We start from the raw sequence: 15,935 nt of genomic DNA, 5'->3' as shown, positions 1-15,935 counted from the left end.
GTGTCCCTTAAGTGGGAGACGGGGCGTTGATTTAATCCGAAGCAACGAACCAATGCACCACCCCGCGCAAGTGTGGGTGGGAAGGGTTAATGCAGGCCCGCTGTCTACGGGCGTGCAGATGAGACCGTGTGTACGTGTAGTCCAGGCGTCCACTGGACCCGTTCCCGGGTCACTACTGATCCGAAAGAACGTGGCTACTGTGCCAGCTGGTGGATCGCTCGGCTCAAGAGCTGAAGAAGGACGTGCCAAGCTGCGAAAAGCCTGAGGGAGCCGCACGGAGGCGAAGAACTCAGGATCTCCGAATGGGAATCCCCACCGCAATTGCTTCGCGCAATGGGGAACGTCGAGAATTGAAACATCTTAGTATCGACAGGAAAAGAAAGCAACCGCGATGTCGTTAGTAACGGCGAGTGAACCCGACACAGTCCAAACCGAAGCCCTTACGGGCAATGTGGTGTTCGGACTGACATTCAGCATCCGAAACTTGATGAGAAATCTCCTGGAACGGAGTACGAAACAGGGTGACAGTCCCGTACCGTCAAGAAGTACGATGTGCGTCAGCTCCAGAGTAGCGGGGATTGGATATTCCTCGTGAATGTTGCGGGCATTGACCGCAAAGACTCAATACTCCTTGAGACCGATAGCGAACAAGTAGCGTGAGCGAACGCTGAAAAGCACCCCAAGAAGGGAGGTGTAATAGGGCGTGAAATCAGTTGGCGATAGAACGACAGGGCACACAAGGTCCGACACACAATGAATCAGGTGCGAACCTGTAGTAAGCAGTGTCGGAAGCCGGTGTTCTGTCGTACGTTTTGAAAAACGAACCAGAGAGTGTGTCTGATTGGCGAGTCTAACCTGATCATCAGGGAAGGCATAGGGAAACCGATATGACCGCAGTGCTTTGCACCAGGGTCACCGTGTTCAAGCGCGGGGAGCCACTCGGACACGACCCGAAACCGGACGATCTACGCATGAGCAGGACGAAGCGTGCCGAAAGGCACGTGGAGGTCCGTTAGAGTTGGTGTCCTACAATACCCTCTCGTGACTTATGTGTAGGGGTGAAAGGCCCATCGAGTCCGGAAACAGCTGGTTCCAACCGAAACATGTCGAAGCATGACCTTCACCGAGGTAGTTTGTGGGGTAGAGCGACGGATTGGGAGACCGGCCTCCGAGAGGAGTTCGCCTCCCTGTCCAACTCCGAACCTACGAACGCTGTTGACGTGAGGAGTCCGGTGCGCGGGGTAAGCCTGTGTACCGTGAGGGAGACAACCCAGAGCTGGGTTAAGGTCCCCAAGTGTGGACTAAGTGCGATCGAAAGTGGTGCCGAGCCCTAGACAGCCGGGAGGTGAGCTTAGAAGCAGCTACCCTCTAAGAAAAGCGTAACAGCTTACCGGCCGAGGTTCGGCGCGCTGAAAATGATCGGGGCTCAAGTCCACCACCGAGACCGAGCGACACACCTTACAGGTGTGATTCCGTAGGTTGGCGTACTGTTCGGATGGAAGCATGGAAGAGATTTCGTGTGGACCGTTCAGTAACGAAAATTCTGGTCATAGTAGCAGCGTTAGTCGGGTGAGAACCCCGACGGCCGAACGAGTAAGGGTTCCTCAGCAATGCTGATCAGCTGAGGGTTAGCCGGTCCTAAGTCTCGCCGCAGTTCGAACGAGACAAAAGGGAAATAGGTTAATATTCCTATGCCAGTGTGAATTAGAAGTCGACGCTTTGGAGCCGCCCAGGCCGGGCATTCGCCCGGTGTAACCATCGAAATCCGTGGAAGCCGTAATGGCACGAAGCGGATGAATGGTGGGATGCCGCAAGCTGGGTCAATCTGGAGCCCGTGAAAAGACGATCACACTGTCCGTACCGAGATCCGACACAGGTACTCGTGGCGGCGAAAGCCAAGGTCTGTCGGGATCAACCGACGTTAGGGAATTCGGCAAGTTAGTCCCGTACGTTCGCAATAAGGGATGCCTGCCTCGGAGAGAGGCAGGTCGCAGTGACTCGGGCGCTCCGACTGTCTAGTAACAACATAGGTGACCGCAAATCCGCAAGGACTCGTACGGTCACTGAATCCTGCCCAGTGCGGGTATCTGAACACTCAGTACAATGAGACGAAGGACCCGTTAACGGCGGGGGTAACTATGACCCTCTTAAGGTAGCGTAGTACCTTGCCGCTTTAGTAGCGGCTTGCATGAATGGATCAACGAGAGCGCCACTGTCCCAACGTTGGGCCCGGTGAACTGTACATTCCAGTGCGGAGTCTGGAGACCCCCAAGGGGAAGCGAAGACCCTATAGAGCTTTACTGCAGGCTGTCGCTGAGACGTGGTCGCCATTGTGCAGCATAGGTAGGAGCCACTACACAGGTACCCGCGCTAGCGGGCCACCGAGGCATCATTGAAATACTACCCGATGGTGACTGCGACTCTCACTCCTGGCGGAGGACACCGGTAGCCGGGCAGTTTGACTGGGGCGGTACGCGCTTGAAAAGATATCGAGCGCGCCCCAAGGTTTCCTCACTCGGGTCGGAGACCCGAGTAAGAGTGCAAGAGCATAAGGAAGCCTGACAGTGTCGAGCACAACAATCGACGCTGACGCGAAAGCGTGGTCTAGCGAACCAATTAGCCTGCTTAATGCGGGCAATTGCTGACAGAAAAGCTACCTTAGGGATAACAGAGTCGTCACCCGCAAGAGCACATATCGACCGGGTGGCTTGCTACCTCGATGTCGGTTCCCTCCATCCTGCCCGTGCAGAAGCGGGCAAGGGTGAGGTTGTTCGCCTATTAAAGGAGGTCGTGAGCTGGGTTTAGACCGTCGTGAGACAGGTCGGCTGCTATCTATTGGGGGTGTTACGGTATCTGACGAGAACGTTCGTATAGTACGAGAGGAACTACGAATGGGTGCCACTGGTGTACCAGTTGTCCGAGAGGGCACGTGCTGGGCAGCCACGCACCACGGGGTAAGAGCTGAACGCATCTAAGCTCGAAACCCACTTGGAAAAGAGATACCATCTGAAATCACTCGTAGAAGACGAGTTCGATAGACTCGGGGTGTACGCACCAAGGCAACGAGGTGTTGAGCCCGCGAGCACTAACAGATTGAGCCACCATTCATACGCATTTGGATCATGTACGGACCCGGAAACGGGTCCAGGCGTGAACTGGACTACACGTACACACGGTTCGGCATCGTAACCGAGACTGGAGTCACACGCTCGTTAGTGGGCGTGTGTGGCGGTTCGAATCCGTAGCTCGGCGTTACGGCGGCCATAGCGGCGGGGTTCCTCCCGTACCCATCCCGAACACGGAAGATAAGCCTGCCTGCGTTTCGGTCAGTACTGGAGTGGGAGACCCTCTGGGAAATCTGATTCGCCGCCTCCATTCATACTTTATTACGCACCAAAGAGAGTCATCCATCGTGGTTGGCTCTCTTTTTTATTTACGCTTGAGGAGCGGTAGCTCCGCAATCCTCGTTCACACGGCGTCCGTCTCGGTAGTTTTCGACGGTAAGCCGCCTATACCGAATGGGCACCGTGTCAGAGGAATCAACCATGATCTCGAACGAAGAGCAGCGAGAGTAAAAATCACAAACAGATAATTCATAGCTTACCTATACGATAACCTTATTGGATATCTTGATATTATTAGCTACTCCGCGATTCTAATACAAATTAGGCCATACTCGTCCACTACTATCGGCGAATGTATCGGATAGACCAAGCTTTATCACGGGTGCCGTCGTATCAGTGTAGTGAATGGGACCTGTTAACATGCAACTCGTCGAGCAGGCCAGGTCGATCTTCGCAGAGCTCGGATACACTGTTGAAGGAGACGGCCCCGAGTTTCGAGCCCAGCGAGAATGGAAAGTCGTCCACGTCAGTACCGTCCTCGAGACAGGAACCCTCCCGAACGAATCGGGAGAATTCCACTGTTTCGTCGCACAACCAAGCGATGTAGATGAACTCGAGAGACGACTCAAACAGACAAATACAGACTACGAGTGGGCGATCATCGTGGTCGACGGAGACGAGTATCAGGTCGAACGAGCCCCGCCGGGACCGCGTGCAACAGCGTAGTCCGGCACTGTTTTTCGGTTATTCAGTGGTGTTGAGAGCGCGACGCGTCGCCGTGACCCCTTCCCCGGGGTCGACATTGGCTCCCATCGACTCGAGAACGTCGCCGAGTGCAGTCACGACGTAAATGACGTTTTCGGGTCGAGCGGAGTGGCCCATACAGCCGATACGGAAGATGTCACCTGAAAGATCACCGAGTCCGCCGGCGATCTCGAGATCATATTGTTCGATCAGGGCGTCACAGACGGCACCATCGTCGATTCCGGCGGGGACGCGGACTGCGTTCAGACTTGGGAGCCAGTACTCGTCGGGAGCGTTCATTTCGAGACCCATGCCTTCGACGCCAGCTTTCAGAGCGCCCGCGAGGCGTTTGTGGCGGGCCCAACGCGCTTCGATCCCCTCTTCGGCGACGAGGCGAAGCGCTTCCCGAAGTGCGTAGACGTTGGTGATCGGTGCGGTGTGATGGTACGCGCGTTCCTCGCCCCAGTAGCCCTCGAGCAATGAAAGGTCAAGGTACCAGGATCGGGGTTCCTCCTCGCGTGCGAGAACTTTGTCCATCGCCTCGTCGGAAAGCGTGAGGGGGCTCGCACCGGGCGGGCAGGAGAGACACTTTTGGGGGCCAGCGTAGGCGACATCGATGTTCCACTCGTCGACGCGAAGTTTGACACCGCCGATAGAGGTGACCGTGTCGGCGATGACGAGCGCATCGTGATCGTGTGCCGCGGCCGTGAGTTCGGGAACGTTCGGCTGGAGTACTCCCGTACTCGTCTCTGCGTGGACGAATCCGAAGACGTCCGGATCGTGTTCCGCGAGCGCTTCCTTGACGGTACTCGGATCGAGCGGTTCCCCCCAGGGTGCATCGACTTCAACGACGGTTCCTCCGGCGCGACGAGCCATCGACGCCATCCGTCCGCCGAAGTATCCGTTTGTCGGAACGAGCATCGTATCGCCCGGTTCGACGAGGTTTCCGATCGCGGCTTCCATCGAGGCCGAGCCGGTACCTGAGACGGGAATCGTCCATTTGTTGTCTGTCTGGAAGGTATACCGCAGTAATTCCTGGACTTCGTCCATAATCTCGACGAACGAGGGGTCAAGGTGCCCGACGAGGGGCGTACTCATCGCCTGAAGTACGCGGGGGTTGGCGTCGCTCGGTCCGGGCCCCATTAGCGTCCGATTCGGTGGGGTGAGTTCTCCAACTGCGGGCTTGGAACATGACTCATCAGTAGTCGTCATGTCGGAATGTGGTATCGGAACCCTCAAAAGCGTTGATTCATCGGCGACGATTAATTCGCTCGCCGTACGTTTAAGGGATATTGTGTCTTAGTAGCATAGGCAATGGTCTTCAAGAAGATTACGCTGATCGGGACGAGTACTGAAAGCTTCGATGCGGCGGCTGACAATGCGATCGATCGGGCCGAAGACACGCTCCAGAACGTGTACTGGATCGAAGTCGACGAACTCGGCGTCGAAATTGCAAACGCTGAAGGCCGAGAGTATCAAGCGGAAGTAACGGTCGCGTTCGAACTCGAGGAGTAGTGACCTATATCTCGAGCTAATAGTTGATTAAAAGCGTTTTCCGCCCGTCGCGAGACAGAGAGATGAGGAGGCCATCTAACGAGCCGGTAGTCGACGAAACGGCTTACGTCCGAAACGATTCGCCACAACCGCATTCGCTGACGACATTTGGATTCTCGACGTGAAACCCTTCGGCTTGTAGTCCGCTTTCGAAGTCGAGAACGCTTCCTTCGATGTACTTCAGGCTTGCCGGATCGACGAAGACACGCAGGTCGTGGTGTTCGTATATCGTGTCGTCGTCCTCGGGTTCGTCGTCGAACCGCATCCCGTAGGAGAGCCCCGCACAGCCACCTTGCTGGACGAACAATCGCAGCCCAGCGATATCGTCATCTAACCCTTCCCCCTCGAGCAGTGAGCGTGCCTGATCTGCGGCTTCCTCGGTTACCTCGATCTGGGGTCGCGCGTCCCCACCATCCATACTTTCGGTGCTCATATACTACCATTCCCGCGCAACGATGTTAACGTTGACGCCATTCGAGAGGCTATCAGTTTAGATGAAAAATCAGATCGTACTGTTACCATCCGATTGAACGGCGTTGTAATACTCTCCGAACCGTTTTTTGTCGTTCGGGGAAAGCTGAATGCCGTTGACTGCCAGCAGTTCAACCATCCGTTCGACATCGTACTCGTACCACATCGAGAGAATCCAGAGGTTCTTCTGGGCGTAATCGTAGTTACGTTCGAGCACCCGCCGATCGGTCGGATCGACGACGTCCGGTTGCATCTCGTCTTCGTCTCCATTATTCTCACACGTAAAACCAGCACCTGCTATTCTCTGGTTGAGAGTGTTCAGATTGCGAAAGGAGAACCCCTGAAGAGTTCTTTGAAAGATTACTCGTGATCGAATCGCATCCGGACGCTCTCGGCGTGGCCCTCGAGCCCCTCTGCTGTCGCCAGCGTTGTGATGGTCTTTTCTAGATTCTCGAGTCCGGTTTCGGAGAGCCGCTGGACGGTCGTCGACCGAACGAATGTTTCGACCGAGAGTCCGCCGGTCACGCGTGCGCCGCCGTTGGTTGGGAGCACATGGTTCGTTCCGCTAGCATAATCTCCCGCCGCAACCGGTGTGTGAGGTCCGAGGAAGACGCTTCCGGCACTGTCGATCCGCTCGAGGAGTTCCTCATCGTCGTCGGCGATAATCGAGAGGTGTTCGGGGGCGTACTCTTCGGTGAACAGAATCGCTTCGCTCATCGACCGCGCGAGCAGGACGCCGCTCGCGTCGTTCGAGAGCGCTGATCGGATCGTTTCTTCGCGCTCGCGCTCGTCCGCTTGACGCTCGAGCGCTTCGGTGATGGCTTCGGCGGTCGTCTCATCATCGGTGATTGCGACGACGGATGCGTTGGCGTCGTGTTCGGCTTGGGCGATTAGTTCCGACGCGACGAACTGTGGGTCGGCAGTGTCGTCCGCGATGACGACGACCTCACTGGGCCCGGCCAGGAAATCTATCGCAACGTCACCACGGACCTCGGCTTTGGCCGCCGTTACCCATCGGTTTCCGGGGCCGACGATTTTCTGGACGCGAGTAACCGACTCGGTCCCGTAAGCCAGTGCTGCGATGCCCTGTGCGCCGCCGACGCTGTAGACGGCATCCGCACCCGCGGCGTGAATCGCCGCGAGCGTTACTGGACTGATCTGTTCCGCTGGGGGCGTGACCACCGAGACGTGGTCGACACCGGCGACGACGGCCGGAACGATACCCATGATCGCGCTCGAGGGGTAGGCTGCGCTCCCGCCGGGCACGTACACGCCGACGCGGTCGATCGGACGGAATCGCCTGCCGAGTTCTCGTCCGTCGTCGAAGGACTCGCGCCAGTCTTCAGGGAGTTGTGCCTCGTGAAACTCCCGGACGTTCGCGGCGGCGGTATCGATTGCCTCGAGTAGTTCGCCATCGAGGTCGTCGTACGCGCGCTCACACTGGTCCGTAATCTCAAGGTTTCCGACCGAGACGTCGTCGAACTGCTCGGTGAACTCGCGAACGGCGACATCGCCTTCTTCGTGCACTCGTTCGACGATATCTCGAACGTCCGAACGGACGGACTCGACGCCGGCGTCGCGTTCGAAAAAGGCGACACGCTCGTCGGGGCCGAGTTCGGATACCTCCCGTTCCTGAATACTCATACCGCTGCTAATGTGGGCATCGCGAAAAACGGTTTCCTTCCGTTATGCGTCGCCTTTTTCAACGGTCCAGAGCCCTACTGCGTCGAGCGTCGCACGGACGAACAGGTACACGAGAAGCGAAAACCCGATGACGGCGATCGGGGCCTGGAGAATCTCGGCAATCTCGCGACCGAAAAGCAACTGGCTGAACCCGCGGACGAAGAAACTGAAGATGACGAGGCCGAACGCGATGACGGAGAGCTTGACGAATCCCGCACGGTCCATACGCCACTGTCCGGGCCGGTCCCCGAAAGTCGTATCGAAAGATCACGAGCGTAAGTATCGTAACGAGAACCGAATGGATCGATCGGACTGAGGGCAGTAGGCCGTCCATCGATTCGATTTGTCGTGGCAGTTGCGTAGCGCTCGAGCGGTAGGTCGGGTTCGTCAGTGACTATTTCCGGTTGACAGGCGATGCATAACTAATCCCAACTCACTGCATCCATCCGCTATGTGGCCCTGGGAACACGCAATCGTTGGATATGTGGCGTATTCGCTCTTCTGTCACGTCTATTATCGTGACTCGCCGGGCGGTCTCGAGGCGTTCGCCGCTGTTTTCGCGTCCGTTCTCCCGGACCTCATCGATAAGCCGCTCTCGTGGGAGTTCGGCGTGTTCGAGGCGGGGTATGCCATCGGGCATTCGATCTTTTTTGCGATCCCGCTCGCGATAGTCGTCGGTATCGGGACACGGTCGGTGGGGCGTTCCCGAACTGGGATCGCGTTTGGACTCGCCTATCTCCTCCATTTACCGTCGGACGTGTTTGACGCGTACGTTCGTGAAGATGTCGTTCACTACGAATTGATGCTGTGGCCGGTCGTAACGGTTGCAGACGGCGGGCACAATCACGGTTTTCTCGAGCAATTTTCGATCCTGTTCGATCAGTACCAGGCTGAGCTGTTCTCAAGTGATCCGTCGACGTATCTCTGGGGCCAACTCGGACTCGGGGTGTTTGCCGGGTTGCTCTGGTTGTACGACGGTGCACCGGTAGCCCGAGATCTCGTCGTCGGAGGCTTCAAGGTATTCACGGGTCTCCTCAAGCGCGTCGACGGATAAACGGGAAGACACCTTCGAGACGTTTATAAATAGTTATCAAGAGCGTTTTCTGATCCAGAAAATCGTGTTGTGGGATTACTATTATATGAGTCAATCATCGAACGAGGGCGCGATGTCCGGCTCTGAAGGACCGTGTTCCTCGATCATCAACTCGGTTGGGAGGTGCCTCTGACAATCACCTCTGACATTTCGACGATTCCCAACCGGGGCCACTCATACTCCATCAAACCGACTGAATTTCAGTGCTAACTCGAACAGATCTGTTCACGTCGAGACTGTAACCCAATTCGCCAGCACCGCTTGCTGGCGGGCACGTCTCTCACCCGGAAAAATCGAACCCACGTCATAACTCGAAGGCGGTGTCAGTGTCGCCCGTACAGCGAATACATGATGGACAACAATCCGAGCAACCGGCTCGTGTTCTCGAAGAACACGGTGACGACCTGCGACGGGCTGATAACCGTCGTGATGAAGACGTTGATCAGGAACGGGAACAACGTGAGTAACAGAAGACCGATCGAAAGGTACAGCATCGACATGCTGTCGTTTCGTCTGTACCCTCGGAACGCCTGGTAGGCGATGACCGTGCCGACGAGGGCGACGAGAAAGAGACTTGCGACCGTCAGTATCTCGAACAGTGGTGCTTCGTCGAGCCTGACGACGTTCTGGCTCATCGCATCCCCTCCCACATCTGTGTGAACTTATCTGCAACGTCCTGATCGCGATAGGAGAGGTCGAGAGAGAACTCACCTTCCTCGAGTGAAAGCTCGAGGCTGTCGAGATTGGCCGAGTAGACGCTGAAGTGGTTTCCGTCCTGTGCAAGTTCTGTTTCTTCGGTGATGAGTTGACACTCCGTGAGCCGATCGAGTCGACGATAAATCGTCGGCAATGAAGCGTCACACCGGTCGCTCAATGTACTGGCTGACATGGGTTCGACGCTCGTTTCGGTGAGGATCGCTCGTGCGTACTCGTCGTCGAGAACAGCGAGCAATTCCGTCAGGTCGCAGTCCTCACTCACTGGTAAGTTATCGTTTCGGGACTGATATGAAAAGGAGCCCGGTTTTTCTACTTCAGAAAATCCGCCTTGAACGAGCTAAATTCCACGTTTCGTTCCCTGTATACCGCCCGAACCGCGTGATTTGTCCTGCGTGTCTCCGCTCGACGGTTCGAACATGGAATCGAAGTCGAACTGGTTGAACTCCTCCGGTTTGAGATCTTCGGTGGCGTAAACGTAGAGCGCTGTCTTCGCAACGCCGGTAATGACACCGCCGACGAGCATCGAGAGGACGCCGAACGAAACGGCAATGGCGAGGGCAATCGCGACCATTGCCAGGCTCTGGGAGACAGCGATGATCCCAACCGCGAGGACGATGCCGGGAATCATGATGAGTGCAGGGATGATTCCCAGTCCAACTTTGGTCCCAACGGTTTCTCCCCACGTCTCTTTGAACGTCGATGCGCTCTCGGTAAACATCGAAGTCGCAGATACGTCGTCCTGGAAAACGATAATCGGGATGACGAAGAACGTCGCGACGGCCCAACCGACGCTGAATATCATCGCGGCAATCTGCGCACCGACTCCGCCGCGAGACTCGAGCGCCTGGATGAAGATACCCACGATTGCGCTCACGACCGACCAGATGAGCAACGTTCCCGACTTTCGTGATGCGGCTCGCAGACCATCCCCGATGTGGGGGTCGTTTCCGTGAAAGACCTCTCCGACGGAGTAGACCAGTCCGGCGTTGAACAGCGCGGTGATATACGTCGTGCCGAGATAGACGACGAACAAGACCGCAATCTCGATGCCACCGAGCGACATCTCGCTGGCCAGAAAGAGCGGTCCGAGTAGTGCAGCCATGAATACGGCCGACGCGATTCCGCTCACGAGCGGGTACAACGCGAGTTTTGGGTGAGATCGAAGTACTCGAAGGCTGGCAACCGACAGGACGAAGCCGGTCTTGAGGCGGCTGAAATAGCTCATGGGGCTGGCTAGGTGTTACCACCATATCAACATTCAGTAACGGTTTCTGGACCTGAAACTCTGCCCGAATAACACAATCGACCGATGTTCGAGGATGACGGAGTAGCTTACTTCACAATAACATCGATTTCGCCGACCTGATGTCCGTTGTGATAGTAACAGACGTACTGTTCCATCGCCTCGCTCGCTTCAACCTCGAGCGTTTCGGTCTCACCCTCGGATTCCACGCCTGTCGTCGCGTAGTCGTCTACGATTTCCCCGCTCTCGTCCCAGATTTCGAGGTTGTGTCGCATACCTTTCGCGTTCTCCCAGCTGATCTCGTAGGTCGATCCCGCCTCGAGGACGAGCGTGGGATTTTCGATGCCGTCGATGAGGTCCGCCGGCTCGACTCCCTCCCAGTGTCTGGCGTATCCGAGCAGGTGGATTTCGTCTCCGTCGATCCATTCCTCCGGATCAGTTACGCCGCCGCTTCCGTCGGCAGGGTCGGGGTCACTGAAGACGCCGCCCAGACAGCCAGCAACGGAAACGCCCCCGACCGTCGCGAGCGATGTCGTACAGAACCGTCGTCGCGTCGTCGATATGTCGGCCATCGATACTAGACGCATTCGAATCCGGAGACGTGAATAAGACACCACATTTTCGATTGGCGGGAGCGTGCCGACCATGTTCTGCGGTCGGCGAGACGACCATAGCCATTCGATGTTCGCGCTCGAGAACCCATATACGCCGCCGGGTACGAATATTTTTAAAGAGAGCCCCGAAACCGTCGCCCAATGGTCGACGGTGACGACGATCGCGTCTACTACGTTATCAGCGACATTCATCTCGGGGGCGACGAGCAACTCGAGGAGGCTGCGTTTCTGGACGAACTCCTCTCGTTTCTCGAACGTCTCGAGCGGACCGACGAGAACGCCGAACTGATAATAAACGGTGACGCGTTCGGTCTCTGGGAATTCACTCGCATCGAGGGAATCGAAAAGTTCGACGCGCTAAAAGGTGCGTATCCGGAGCTGTTCGAGCAGTTTCGTGCGACCGGCGAGAACACGCCGATCACGCTGTTGCCGGGAAATCACGACCACGAACTGGCCGCCTACGACGGATACGTCGAACGGCTTGCCGAGTATAACATCGATCTCGTTCAAGACCAGTCGATCAACCGGCCCGTCGGAGAGCAGGCAATTCACTTCGAACACGGACACCAGCAGGACCCGAACAACCGTATCGAAGACTGGGGAAATCCACACGCGTCGCCGCTCGGATACTATTATAACACGCTCGTGACGAGCCGCGCCGGCCAGGTGTCCGACCGAGGACGGTATAACTGGCTGAAGGACGTCCAGGCCGTCACGCCGACCGAGTGGATGCCGATCTGGCTCATTTCGAAGTACTTCTACCGCGAGATGAACCCGCTTATCCGGTACGCGATGGTTCCGTTCCTCCTGTTGTTCAACGTAAGTGCGATTTTAGCGATCCTCGCGGGACTCGATCTCGCCGGCGTCTGGTCGACGCCCGTCGAGGAAGCGACCGCATTTCTCGGACAGTTCGGTACCGCCGGCACGGCGGCCTGGTACGTGCTCGCGATAAACGTCGTCGTCACTGGCTTGTTGCTCCTGGTCGGGATTCCGCTGTACTTCCTACAGCGCGATATCAAGAAGACCATCGATCGCTTCGGGATTATGGATACCGAGATGACGGTCGATCCCGTCGCATCGTACGAGGAGGCCGCTCGAGACGTCTTCGACGACGATCCAGAGACGACGATATTCTGTTACGGACACACCCACCGTCCCGACGTCCGAGAGATCGACGGCGGATTGCTCGTTAACACCGGCACCTGGTTAAAGCGGCTCCACCGTCGAGACGGTGTGACTGGGCTTCTCCCGCCGGTGTTTTATCCATCGTATCAGCTCTGTGCGGTCCGTATCGCCGCCGAATCCGAGGGCGTCGTCGTCGAACACGAGGCGATCGAGAAACCGAGTCCCAGCGCCGACGAACTCACGCTCACCGAACGACTGCTCACGCTCGGCCGAGAGCCGAACCCCGAATTACCGGACCAGGCGGTCCTCGAGGATCGTGTGCAGGTTTCGACGCCCGAACCTGCCGAGTAACAGTGACGAACGCACACCCCTCGTTCGGATAGTATCGAACCGGTATGAATAGTGTCACCCGGAACACTAACGTCCAGCCTCATCCCGTGGCGGCATGCCGCGTCGGCTGGCTAACCCTCGTGCCGGGCGGGTGAGTTAGACGGCCTCACCATCCGTGTGGCGGTTTGGACCGCCAGACCGGTGATGAAACGCACCACCAACGTGTGTCGCGCGCCCGGGTTCGCCGTTCTATCATCGCACCCGAATGGGTAAGCTCGGACGGGGACTTGAGGCACGCATGTGACAGTAGCGTCCGCGTGCGTTTAAAGGCTATTGCGTGACCGCGGGAACGAACAACGGAGCCGCCGGCGGACCGAGCTGTCGTCCCAGCGTCGCTCTCTAAAACGAACCGAACTCAGTAGATGTATTCGTCCTCGCTGAACTGAACGTAGTTTCCGTTCCGGTACGCGAACTTCCGTTTCTTGTACGCCGCGAGGATTTTCGCCGCGCCGATTCCGGCGGAATACTTCTTCGAAATGATCGAGTCTCCGCCGCTCGAGCCCTGCATCTCGCGTACCGTTTCGAATGCCCAATCCCAGTCGTCCGGTTCGTAGTCGGCGACGATATCGGCGAACGCGACGTTCCGGCGGATTTCGTCGCCGATCGCGCGTTTCCAGACGTCGTTGTAGTTCCCGAGCGAGTCCGTCGCGGCGAGTCGACCCGCGATTTTGCCGGTTCGGACGGCGACGTGGTAGCCGCCTTCGTGGAACGCCGAGGTCGTTCCCATCGCGCCGCCCGCGACAGCGATGTTCGCGCCGACGGGTGACTCGACCGGCCGGGTCGACGAAATCGGATACGTCTCGGTTCCCTTGGACTTGCCCCGATCTTCGACGATCGGGAAATCCTCCTCGATGTCGTACTCGTCGCCGTACTCGAGCTCGAGCAGTCGGCGAATGTACTCCGAACCGGTCGGGATGCCATTGTCGGTGGCTTTCAGAAGCTTGTACGACTCGGGGTTGTCGACGTCGTCGAGGGTCATTCCGATGGGCATCGTGAGGCCAACGCGGGCGACCGTTCCGTCGTTGGGGAAGACCCACGGGTACGCAGTCTCGCCGGGCATGTAGCCCCACCAGAATTTGAGTCGATCCGATTCGAACAGTTCCTCGGGGAACTCTCGGTACTCCTGATAGGCAATATGGTTCGCTTCGGGCGGCGAGAGTTGTTCGGAAATACTCGAGCCGGGTTTCGTGAACTGATCGAGTGCATCGAGGGTTACCCGGCGCTGTGGGCCGTCGGCGAGAACGACGTACTCCGCTCCGACCTCGTCGCCGCTCGAGAGCGCCAGCGTGTGTGATGGGCCGGAGAGATCGGTATCGATCGATTTGACGCTGGTCCCGACGCGCAGGTCCGCACCGGCATCGATGGCGCGTTCGTGGAGCCAGTCGTCCATTCGGGCACGGTGGAAGGTGTATCCGAATTTCTGATAGGTGGCGTCCATCCCGGTCGTGTTCAACTCCACTGACGAACTGGGTCCGACGAAATCTGTTCCATCGAGCTCCCGGTGGACGACTTCGTCTGGGATCTCTTCAAACTCGAAGTCCATGATATCGATCCAGTAATCGAGCATCCCCGCGGCGTCGGTCGAATCGGGACCGGCTTCCGCACGGTCCTCTCGTGGGACGCCCTGTTCGAACAGGACGGTCTCCGCGTCGTGGTAGGCGGCCCGCTCGGCCGCGCTCGCACCAGCGGGACCACCACCGATAATCGCGACGTCGACGTGTTCCATACTCCGTTCGGACTCAGCGAGCCATATTAAACTGCCTGAAATTCGTATTCGCTATCCTGTGGTTCAGCATTGTTGATAGAGCGTCCCAACGAACAGTATCCGATTGTCGGATGGGAACGAACGTTTTTGGGGATACCACCCAACAGCACGGATATGGCCGACGAATTCGACGTTCTCGTTCTTCGCCAAGGAACGCACGGTATGCCCGTCGAGCAGTACGTTGAGACGCTACGTGACCGCCTCCCAAATCGAACCGTCGAACTCGCCCGAACGCCGGCGGCGGAACGGAAGAAGATTCGCGACGCGACGTTCGTTACCGGAATGACGCTCGATTCGGAACTACTGGAACACGCTGAAAACCTCGAGGTGTTCGCCTGCGCGTACGCGGGAACCGGTCACCTTCCACTCGAGGAACTCCGCGACAGGGGCGTAACGGTGACCAACGCCTCGGGCGTTCACGGCCCGAACATCGGCGAGCACGTGCTCGGTTCGATACTGTACTTTACTCGCCGGTTCCACGAAGGCGAGCGCCGCCAACGACGGCGGGAGTGGCGACACTACCAGGCCCACGAATTGTGCGGTTCGACGGTTACTATCGTCGGTCTGGGTGCGATCGGGGAGGCCGTCTGCCGACGGCTCGAGCCGTTCGACGTCGACACGGTCGGCGTTCGATACTCTCTCGAAAAGGGCGGTCCGACCGACGACGTGATCGGGTTCGAAGCTGACGCGTTCCACGATGCACTCTCCGAGACCGACTACCTCGTACTCGCGTGCCCACTCACCGACGACACTCGAGGACTGGTCGGTCACGACGAGTTCCTCACCCTCGATCCCGATGCCGTTATCGTAAACGTCGCGCGCGGACCGGTCATCGAAACGGACGAACTGGTCGATGCACTGCGCTCGAGTTGGATTCGAGGCGCGTCGCTCGACGTGACCGACCCCGAGCCGCTTCCCGAAGAACACCCGCTGTGGAACCTCGGGAACGTCCAGATTACGCCCCACAACGCCGGCCACACTCCCCAGTACTACGAGCGACTTGCGGAAATCGTCGCGACGAACGCGACACGAATCGCAGAGTCGGGATGGGACGCCGAACTCGAGAATCACGTCACGTTGTGACTTGATAGGGTCGGTTGTCAGTTATTTCCGGTCGTTCGCCACCCCCCTCTGGCGACGAACTGGTAAACAGGGACAACCGACCCTATGAGACGTTCGTGGCGAGCGGAGG

At 57.7% G+C, this 15,935-nt stretch carries 15 protein-coding genes and 2 rRNA genes; 7 read left to right on the top strand and 10 right to left on the bottom strand.

What is annotated here, in order from left to right; translation table 11 throughout:
* The first annotated feature begins 185 nt into the window (after window positions 1-185).
* The 3 genes from ACYQ14_RS22070 to ACYQ14_RS22060 all read left to right on the top strand — a co-directional run bounded on the left by ACYQ14_RS22070 (window position 186) and on the right by ACYQ14_RS22060 (window position 4,070).
* A 23S ribosomal RNA gene (locus ACYQ14_RS22070) occupies window positions 186-3,107 on the top strand.
* Window positions 3,108-3,253: 146 nt separating this feature from the next.
* Window positions 3,254-3,375, top strand: a 5S ribosomal RNA gene (gene rrf, locus ACYQ14_RS22065).
* 389 nt (window positions 3,376-3,764) lie between these two features.
* Window positions 3,765-4,070, top strand: coding sequence for a DUF7116 family protein (locus tag ACYQ14_RS22060; RefSeq protein WP_283838760.1), 306 nt, complete (start codon window positions 3,765-3,767; stop codon window positions 4,068-4,070).
* Between the two features lie 18 nt (window positions 4,071-4,088).
* Here ACYQ14_RS22060 and ACYQ14_RS22055 read toward each other — a convergent pair whose 3' ends face one another.
* A complete protein-coding gene (locus tag ACYQ14_RS22055; RefSeq protein ID WP_459883563.1) occupies window positions 4,089-5,300 on the bottom strand; it encodes a pyridoxal-phosphate-dependent aminotransferase family protein in 1,212 nt (403 codons plus the stop codon).
* 102 nt (window positions 5,301-5,402) lie between these two features.
* On the opposite strand from ACYQ14_RS22055, the gene ACYQ14_RS22050 reads away from it, so the two are divergent.
* Window positions 5,403-5,603, top strand: coding sequence for a dodecin (locus tag ACYQ14_RS22050; RefSeq protein ID WP_459883561.1), 201 nt, complete (start codon window positions 5,403-5,405; stop codon window positions 5,601-5,603).
* A 103-nt stretch (window positions 5,604-5,706) separates the two neighbouring features.
* On the opposite strand, the gene ACYQ14_RS22045 is transcribed toward ACYQ14_RS22050, so the two are convergent.
* The 4 genes from ACYQ14_RS22045 to ACYQ14_RS22030 all read right to left on the bottom strand — a co-directional run bounded on the left by ACYQ14_RS22045 (window position 5,707) and on the right by ACYQ14_RS22030 (window position 8,021).
* Window positions 5,707-6,075 carry a HesB/IscA family protein gene (locus ACYQ14_RS22045; protein ID WP_283838755.1) on the bottom strand — a complete coding sequence of 123 codons (369 nt, stop codon included), beginning with the start codon at window positions 6,073-6,075 and terminating at the stop codon, window positions 5,707-5,709.
* A gap of 69 nt (window positions 6,076-6,144) precedes the next feature.
* Window positions 6,145-6,366 carry a hypothetical protein gene (locus tag ACYQ14_RS22040; RefSeq protein WP_459883558.1) on the bottom strand — a complete coding sequence of 74 codons (222 nt, stop codon included), beginning with the start codon at window positions 6,364-6,366 and terminating at the stop codon, window positions 6,145-6,147.
* Between the two features lie 107 nt (window positions 6,367-6,473).
* Window positions 6,474-7,757: a histidinol dehydrogenase gene (gene hisD / locus ACYQ14_RS22035; RefSeq protein WP_459883556.1), complete on the bottom strand. Its 1,284-nt coding sequence runs from the start codon at window positions 7,755-7,757 to the stop codon at window positions 6,474-6,476.
* A gap of 42 nt (window positions 7,758-7,799) precedes the next feature.
* Entirely contained in the window at window positions 7,800-8,021 is a 222-nt protein-coding gene (locus ACYQ14_RS22030) for a hypothetical protein (RefSeq protein WP_459883553.1), read from the bottom strand.
* A 226-nt stretch (window positions 8,022-8,247) separates the two neighbouring features.
* Between ACYQ14_RS22030 and ACYQ14_RS22025 the strand changes: the two genes are divergently transcribed.
* Window positions 8,248-8,850 carry a metal-dependent hydrolase gene (locus ACYQ14_RS22025; protein WP_459883550.1) on the top strand — a complete coding sequence of 201 codons (603 nt, stop codon included), beginning with the start codon at window positions 8,248-8,250 and terminating at the stop codon, window positions 8,848-8,850.
* Between the two features lie 362 nt (window positions 8,851-9,212).
* Here the strand turns inward: ACYQ14_RS22025 and ACYQ14_RS22020 are convergent, their stop codons facing one another.
* The 4 genes from ACYQ14_RS22020 to ACYQ14_RS22005 all read right to left on the bottom strand — a co-directional run bounded on the left by ACYQ14_RS22020 (window position 9,213) and on the right by ACYQ14_RS22005 (window position 11,421).
* The gene (locus ACYQ14_RS22020; RefSeq protein WP_459883547.1) at window positions 9,213-9,524 is read right to left on the bottom strand and encodes a DUF7521 family protein; all 312 of its coding nucleotides are present in this window, start codon (window positions 9,522-9,524) and stop codon (window positions 9,213-9,215) included.
* On the bottom strand, window positions 9,521-9,868 hold the full coding sequence (locus ACYQ14_RS22015) for a helix-turn-helix domain-containing protein (RefSeq protein WP_459883545.1): 348 nt from the start codon (window positions 9,866-9,868) through the stop codon (window positions 9,521-9,523). Before ACYQ14_RS22015 ends, ACYQ14_RS22020 begins: the two co-directional genes overlap by 4 nt.
* 75 nt (window positions 9,869-9,943) lie before the next feature.
* Window positions 9,944-10,831: a DUF6159 family protein gene (locus tag ACYQ14_RS22010; RefSeq protein ID WP_459883542.1), complete on the bottom strand. Its 888-nt coding sequence runs from the start codon at window positions 10,829-10,831 to the stop codon at window positions 9,944-9,946.
* Between the two features lie 107 nt (window positions 10,832-10,938).
* The gene (locus tag ACYQ14_RS22005; RefSeq protein WP_459883539.1) at window positions 10,939-11,421 is read right to left on the bottom strand and encodes a hypothetical protein; all 483 of its coding nucleotides are present in this window, start codon (window positions 11,419-11,421) and stop codon (window positions 10,939-10,941) included.
* 183 nt (window positions 11,422-11,604) lie between these two features.
* On the opposite strand from ACYQ14_RS22005, the gene ACYQ14_RS22000 reads away from it, so the two are divergent.
* Complete coding sequence (locus tag ACYQ14_RS22000) at window positions 11,605-12,939, top strand: metallophosphoesterase (protein ID WP_459883537.1); 1,335 nt, start codon at window positions 11,605-11,607, stop codon at window positions 12,937-12,939.
* 394 nt (window positions 12,940-13,333) lie between these two features.
* On the opposite strand, the gene ACYQ14_RS21995 is transcribed toward ACYQ14_RS22000, so the two are convergent.
* Entirely contained in the window at window positions 13,334-14,704 is a 1,371-nt protein-coding gene (locus ACYQ14_RS21995) for an NAD(P)/FAD-dependent oxidoreductase (RefSeq protein WP_459883534.1), read from the bottom strand.
* 153 nt (window positions 14,705-14,857) lie between these two features.
* Here ACYQ14_RS21995 and ACYQ14_RS21990 point away from each other — a divergent pair, with 153 nt between their 5' ends.
* Window positions 14,858-15,826 carry a D-2-hydroxyacid dehydrogenase gene (locus ACYQ14_RS21990; RefSeq protein ID WP_459883531.1) on the top strand — a complete coding sequence of 323 codons (969 nt, stop codon included), beginning with the start codon at window positions 14,858-14,860 and terminating at the stop codon, window positions 15,824-15,826.
* The last annotated feature ends 109 nt before the right edge of the window (window positions 15,827-15,935 follow it).

The sequence above is a fragment of the Halostagnicola bangensis genome, assembly GCF_054653435.1.
Note: the sequence above shows the minus strand (reverse complement) of the source record. Positions and strands in the feature narration are given on the sequence as shown.

Coding starts and splice junctions, on each gene's coding strand:
- ACYQ14_RS22025 (WP_459883550.1), top strand. CDS start 8,248: ATGTGGCCCTGGGAACACGCAATCGTTGGATATGTGGCGTATTCGCTC.
- ACYQ14_RS22030 (WP_459883553.1), bottom strand. CDS start 8,021: ATGGACCGTGCGGGATTCGTCAAGCTCTCCGTCATCGCGTTCGGCCTC.
- ACYQ14_RS22045 (WP_283838755.1), bottom strand. CDS start 6,075: ATGAGCACCGAAAGTATGGATGGTGGGGACGCGCGACCCCAGATCGAG.
- ACYQ14_RS22020 (WP_459883547.1), bottom strand. CDS start 9,524: ATGAGCCAGAACGTCGTCAGGCTCGACGAAGCACCACTGTTCGAGATA.
- ACYQ14_RS22060 (WP_283838760.1), top strand. CDS start 3,765: ATGCAACTCGTCGAGCAGGCCAGGTCGATCTTCGCAGAGCTCGGATAC.
- ACYQ14_RS22000 (WP_459883537.1), top strand. CDS start 11,605: ATGGTCGACGGTGACGACGATCGCGTCTACTACGTTATCAGCGACATT.
- ACYQ14_RS22040 (WP_459883558.1), bottom strand. CDS start 6,366: ATGCAACCGGACGTCGTCGATCCGACCGATCGGCGGGTGCTCGAACGT.
- ACYQ14_RS22005 (WP_459883539.1), bottom strand. CDS start 11,421: ATGGCCGACATATCGACGACGCGACGACGGTTCTGTACGACATCGCTC.
- ACYQ14_RS21995 (WP_459883534.1), bottom strand. CDS start 14,704: ATGGAACACGTCGACGTCGCGATTATCGGTGGTGGTCCCGCTGGTGCG.
- ACYQ14_RS22055 (WP_459883563.1), bottom strand. CDS start 5,300: ATGACGACTACTGATGAGTCATGTTCCAAGCCCGCAGTTGGAGAACTC.
- ACYQ14_RS21990 (WP_459883531.1), top strand. CDS start 14,858: ATGGCCGACGAATTCGACGTTCTCGTTCTTCGCCAAGGAACGCACGGT.
- ACYQ14_RS22010 (WP_459883542.1), bottom strand. CDS start 10,831: ATGAGCTATTTCAGCCGCCTCAAGACCGGCTTCGTCCTGTCGGTTGCC.
- ACYQ14_RS22050 (WP_459883561.1), top strand. CDS start 5,403: ATGGTCTTCAAGAAGATTACGCTGATCGGGACGAGTACTGAAAGCTTC.
- hisD (WP_459883556.1), bottom strand. CDS start 7,757: ATGAGTATTCAGGAACGGGAGGTATCCGAACTCGGCCCCGACGAGCGT.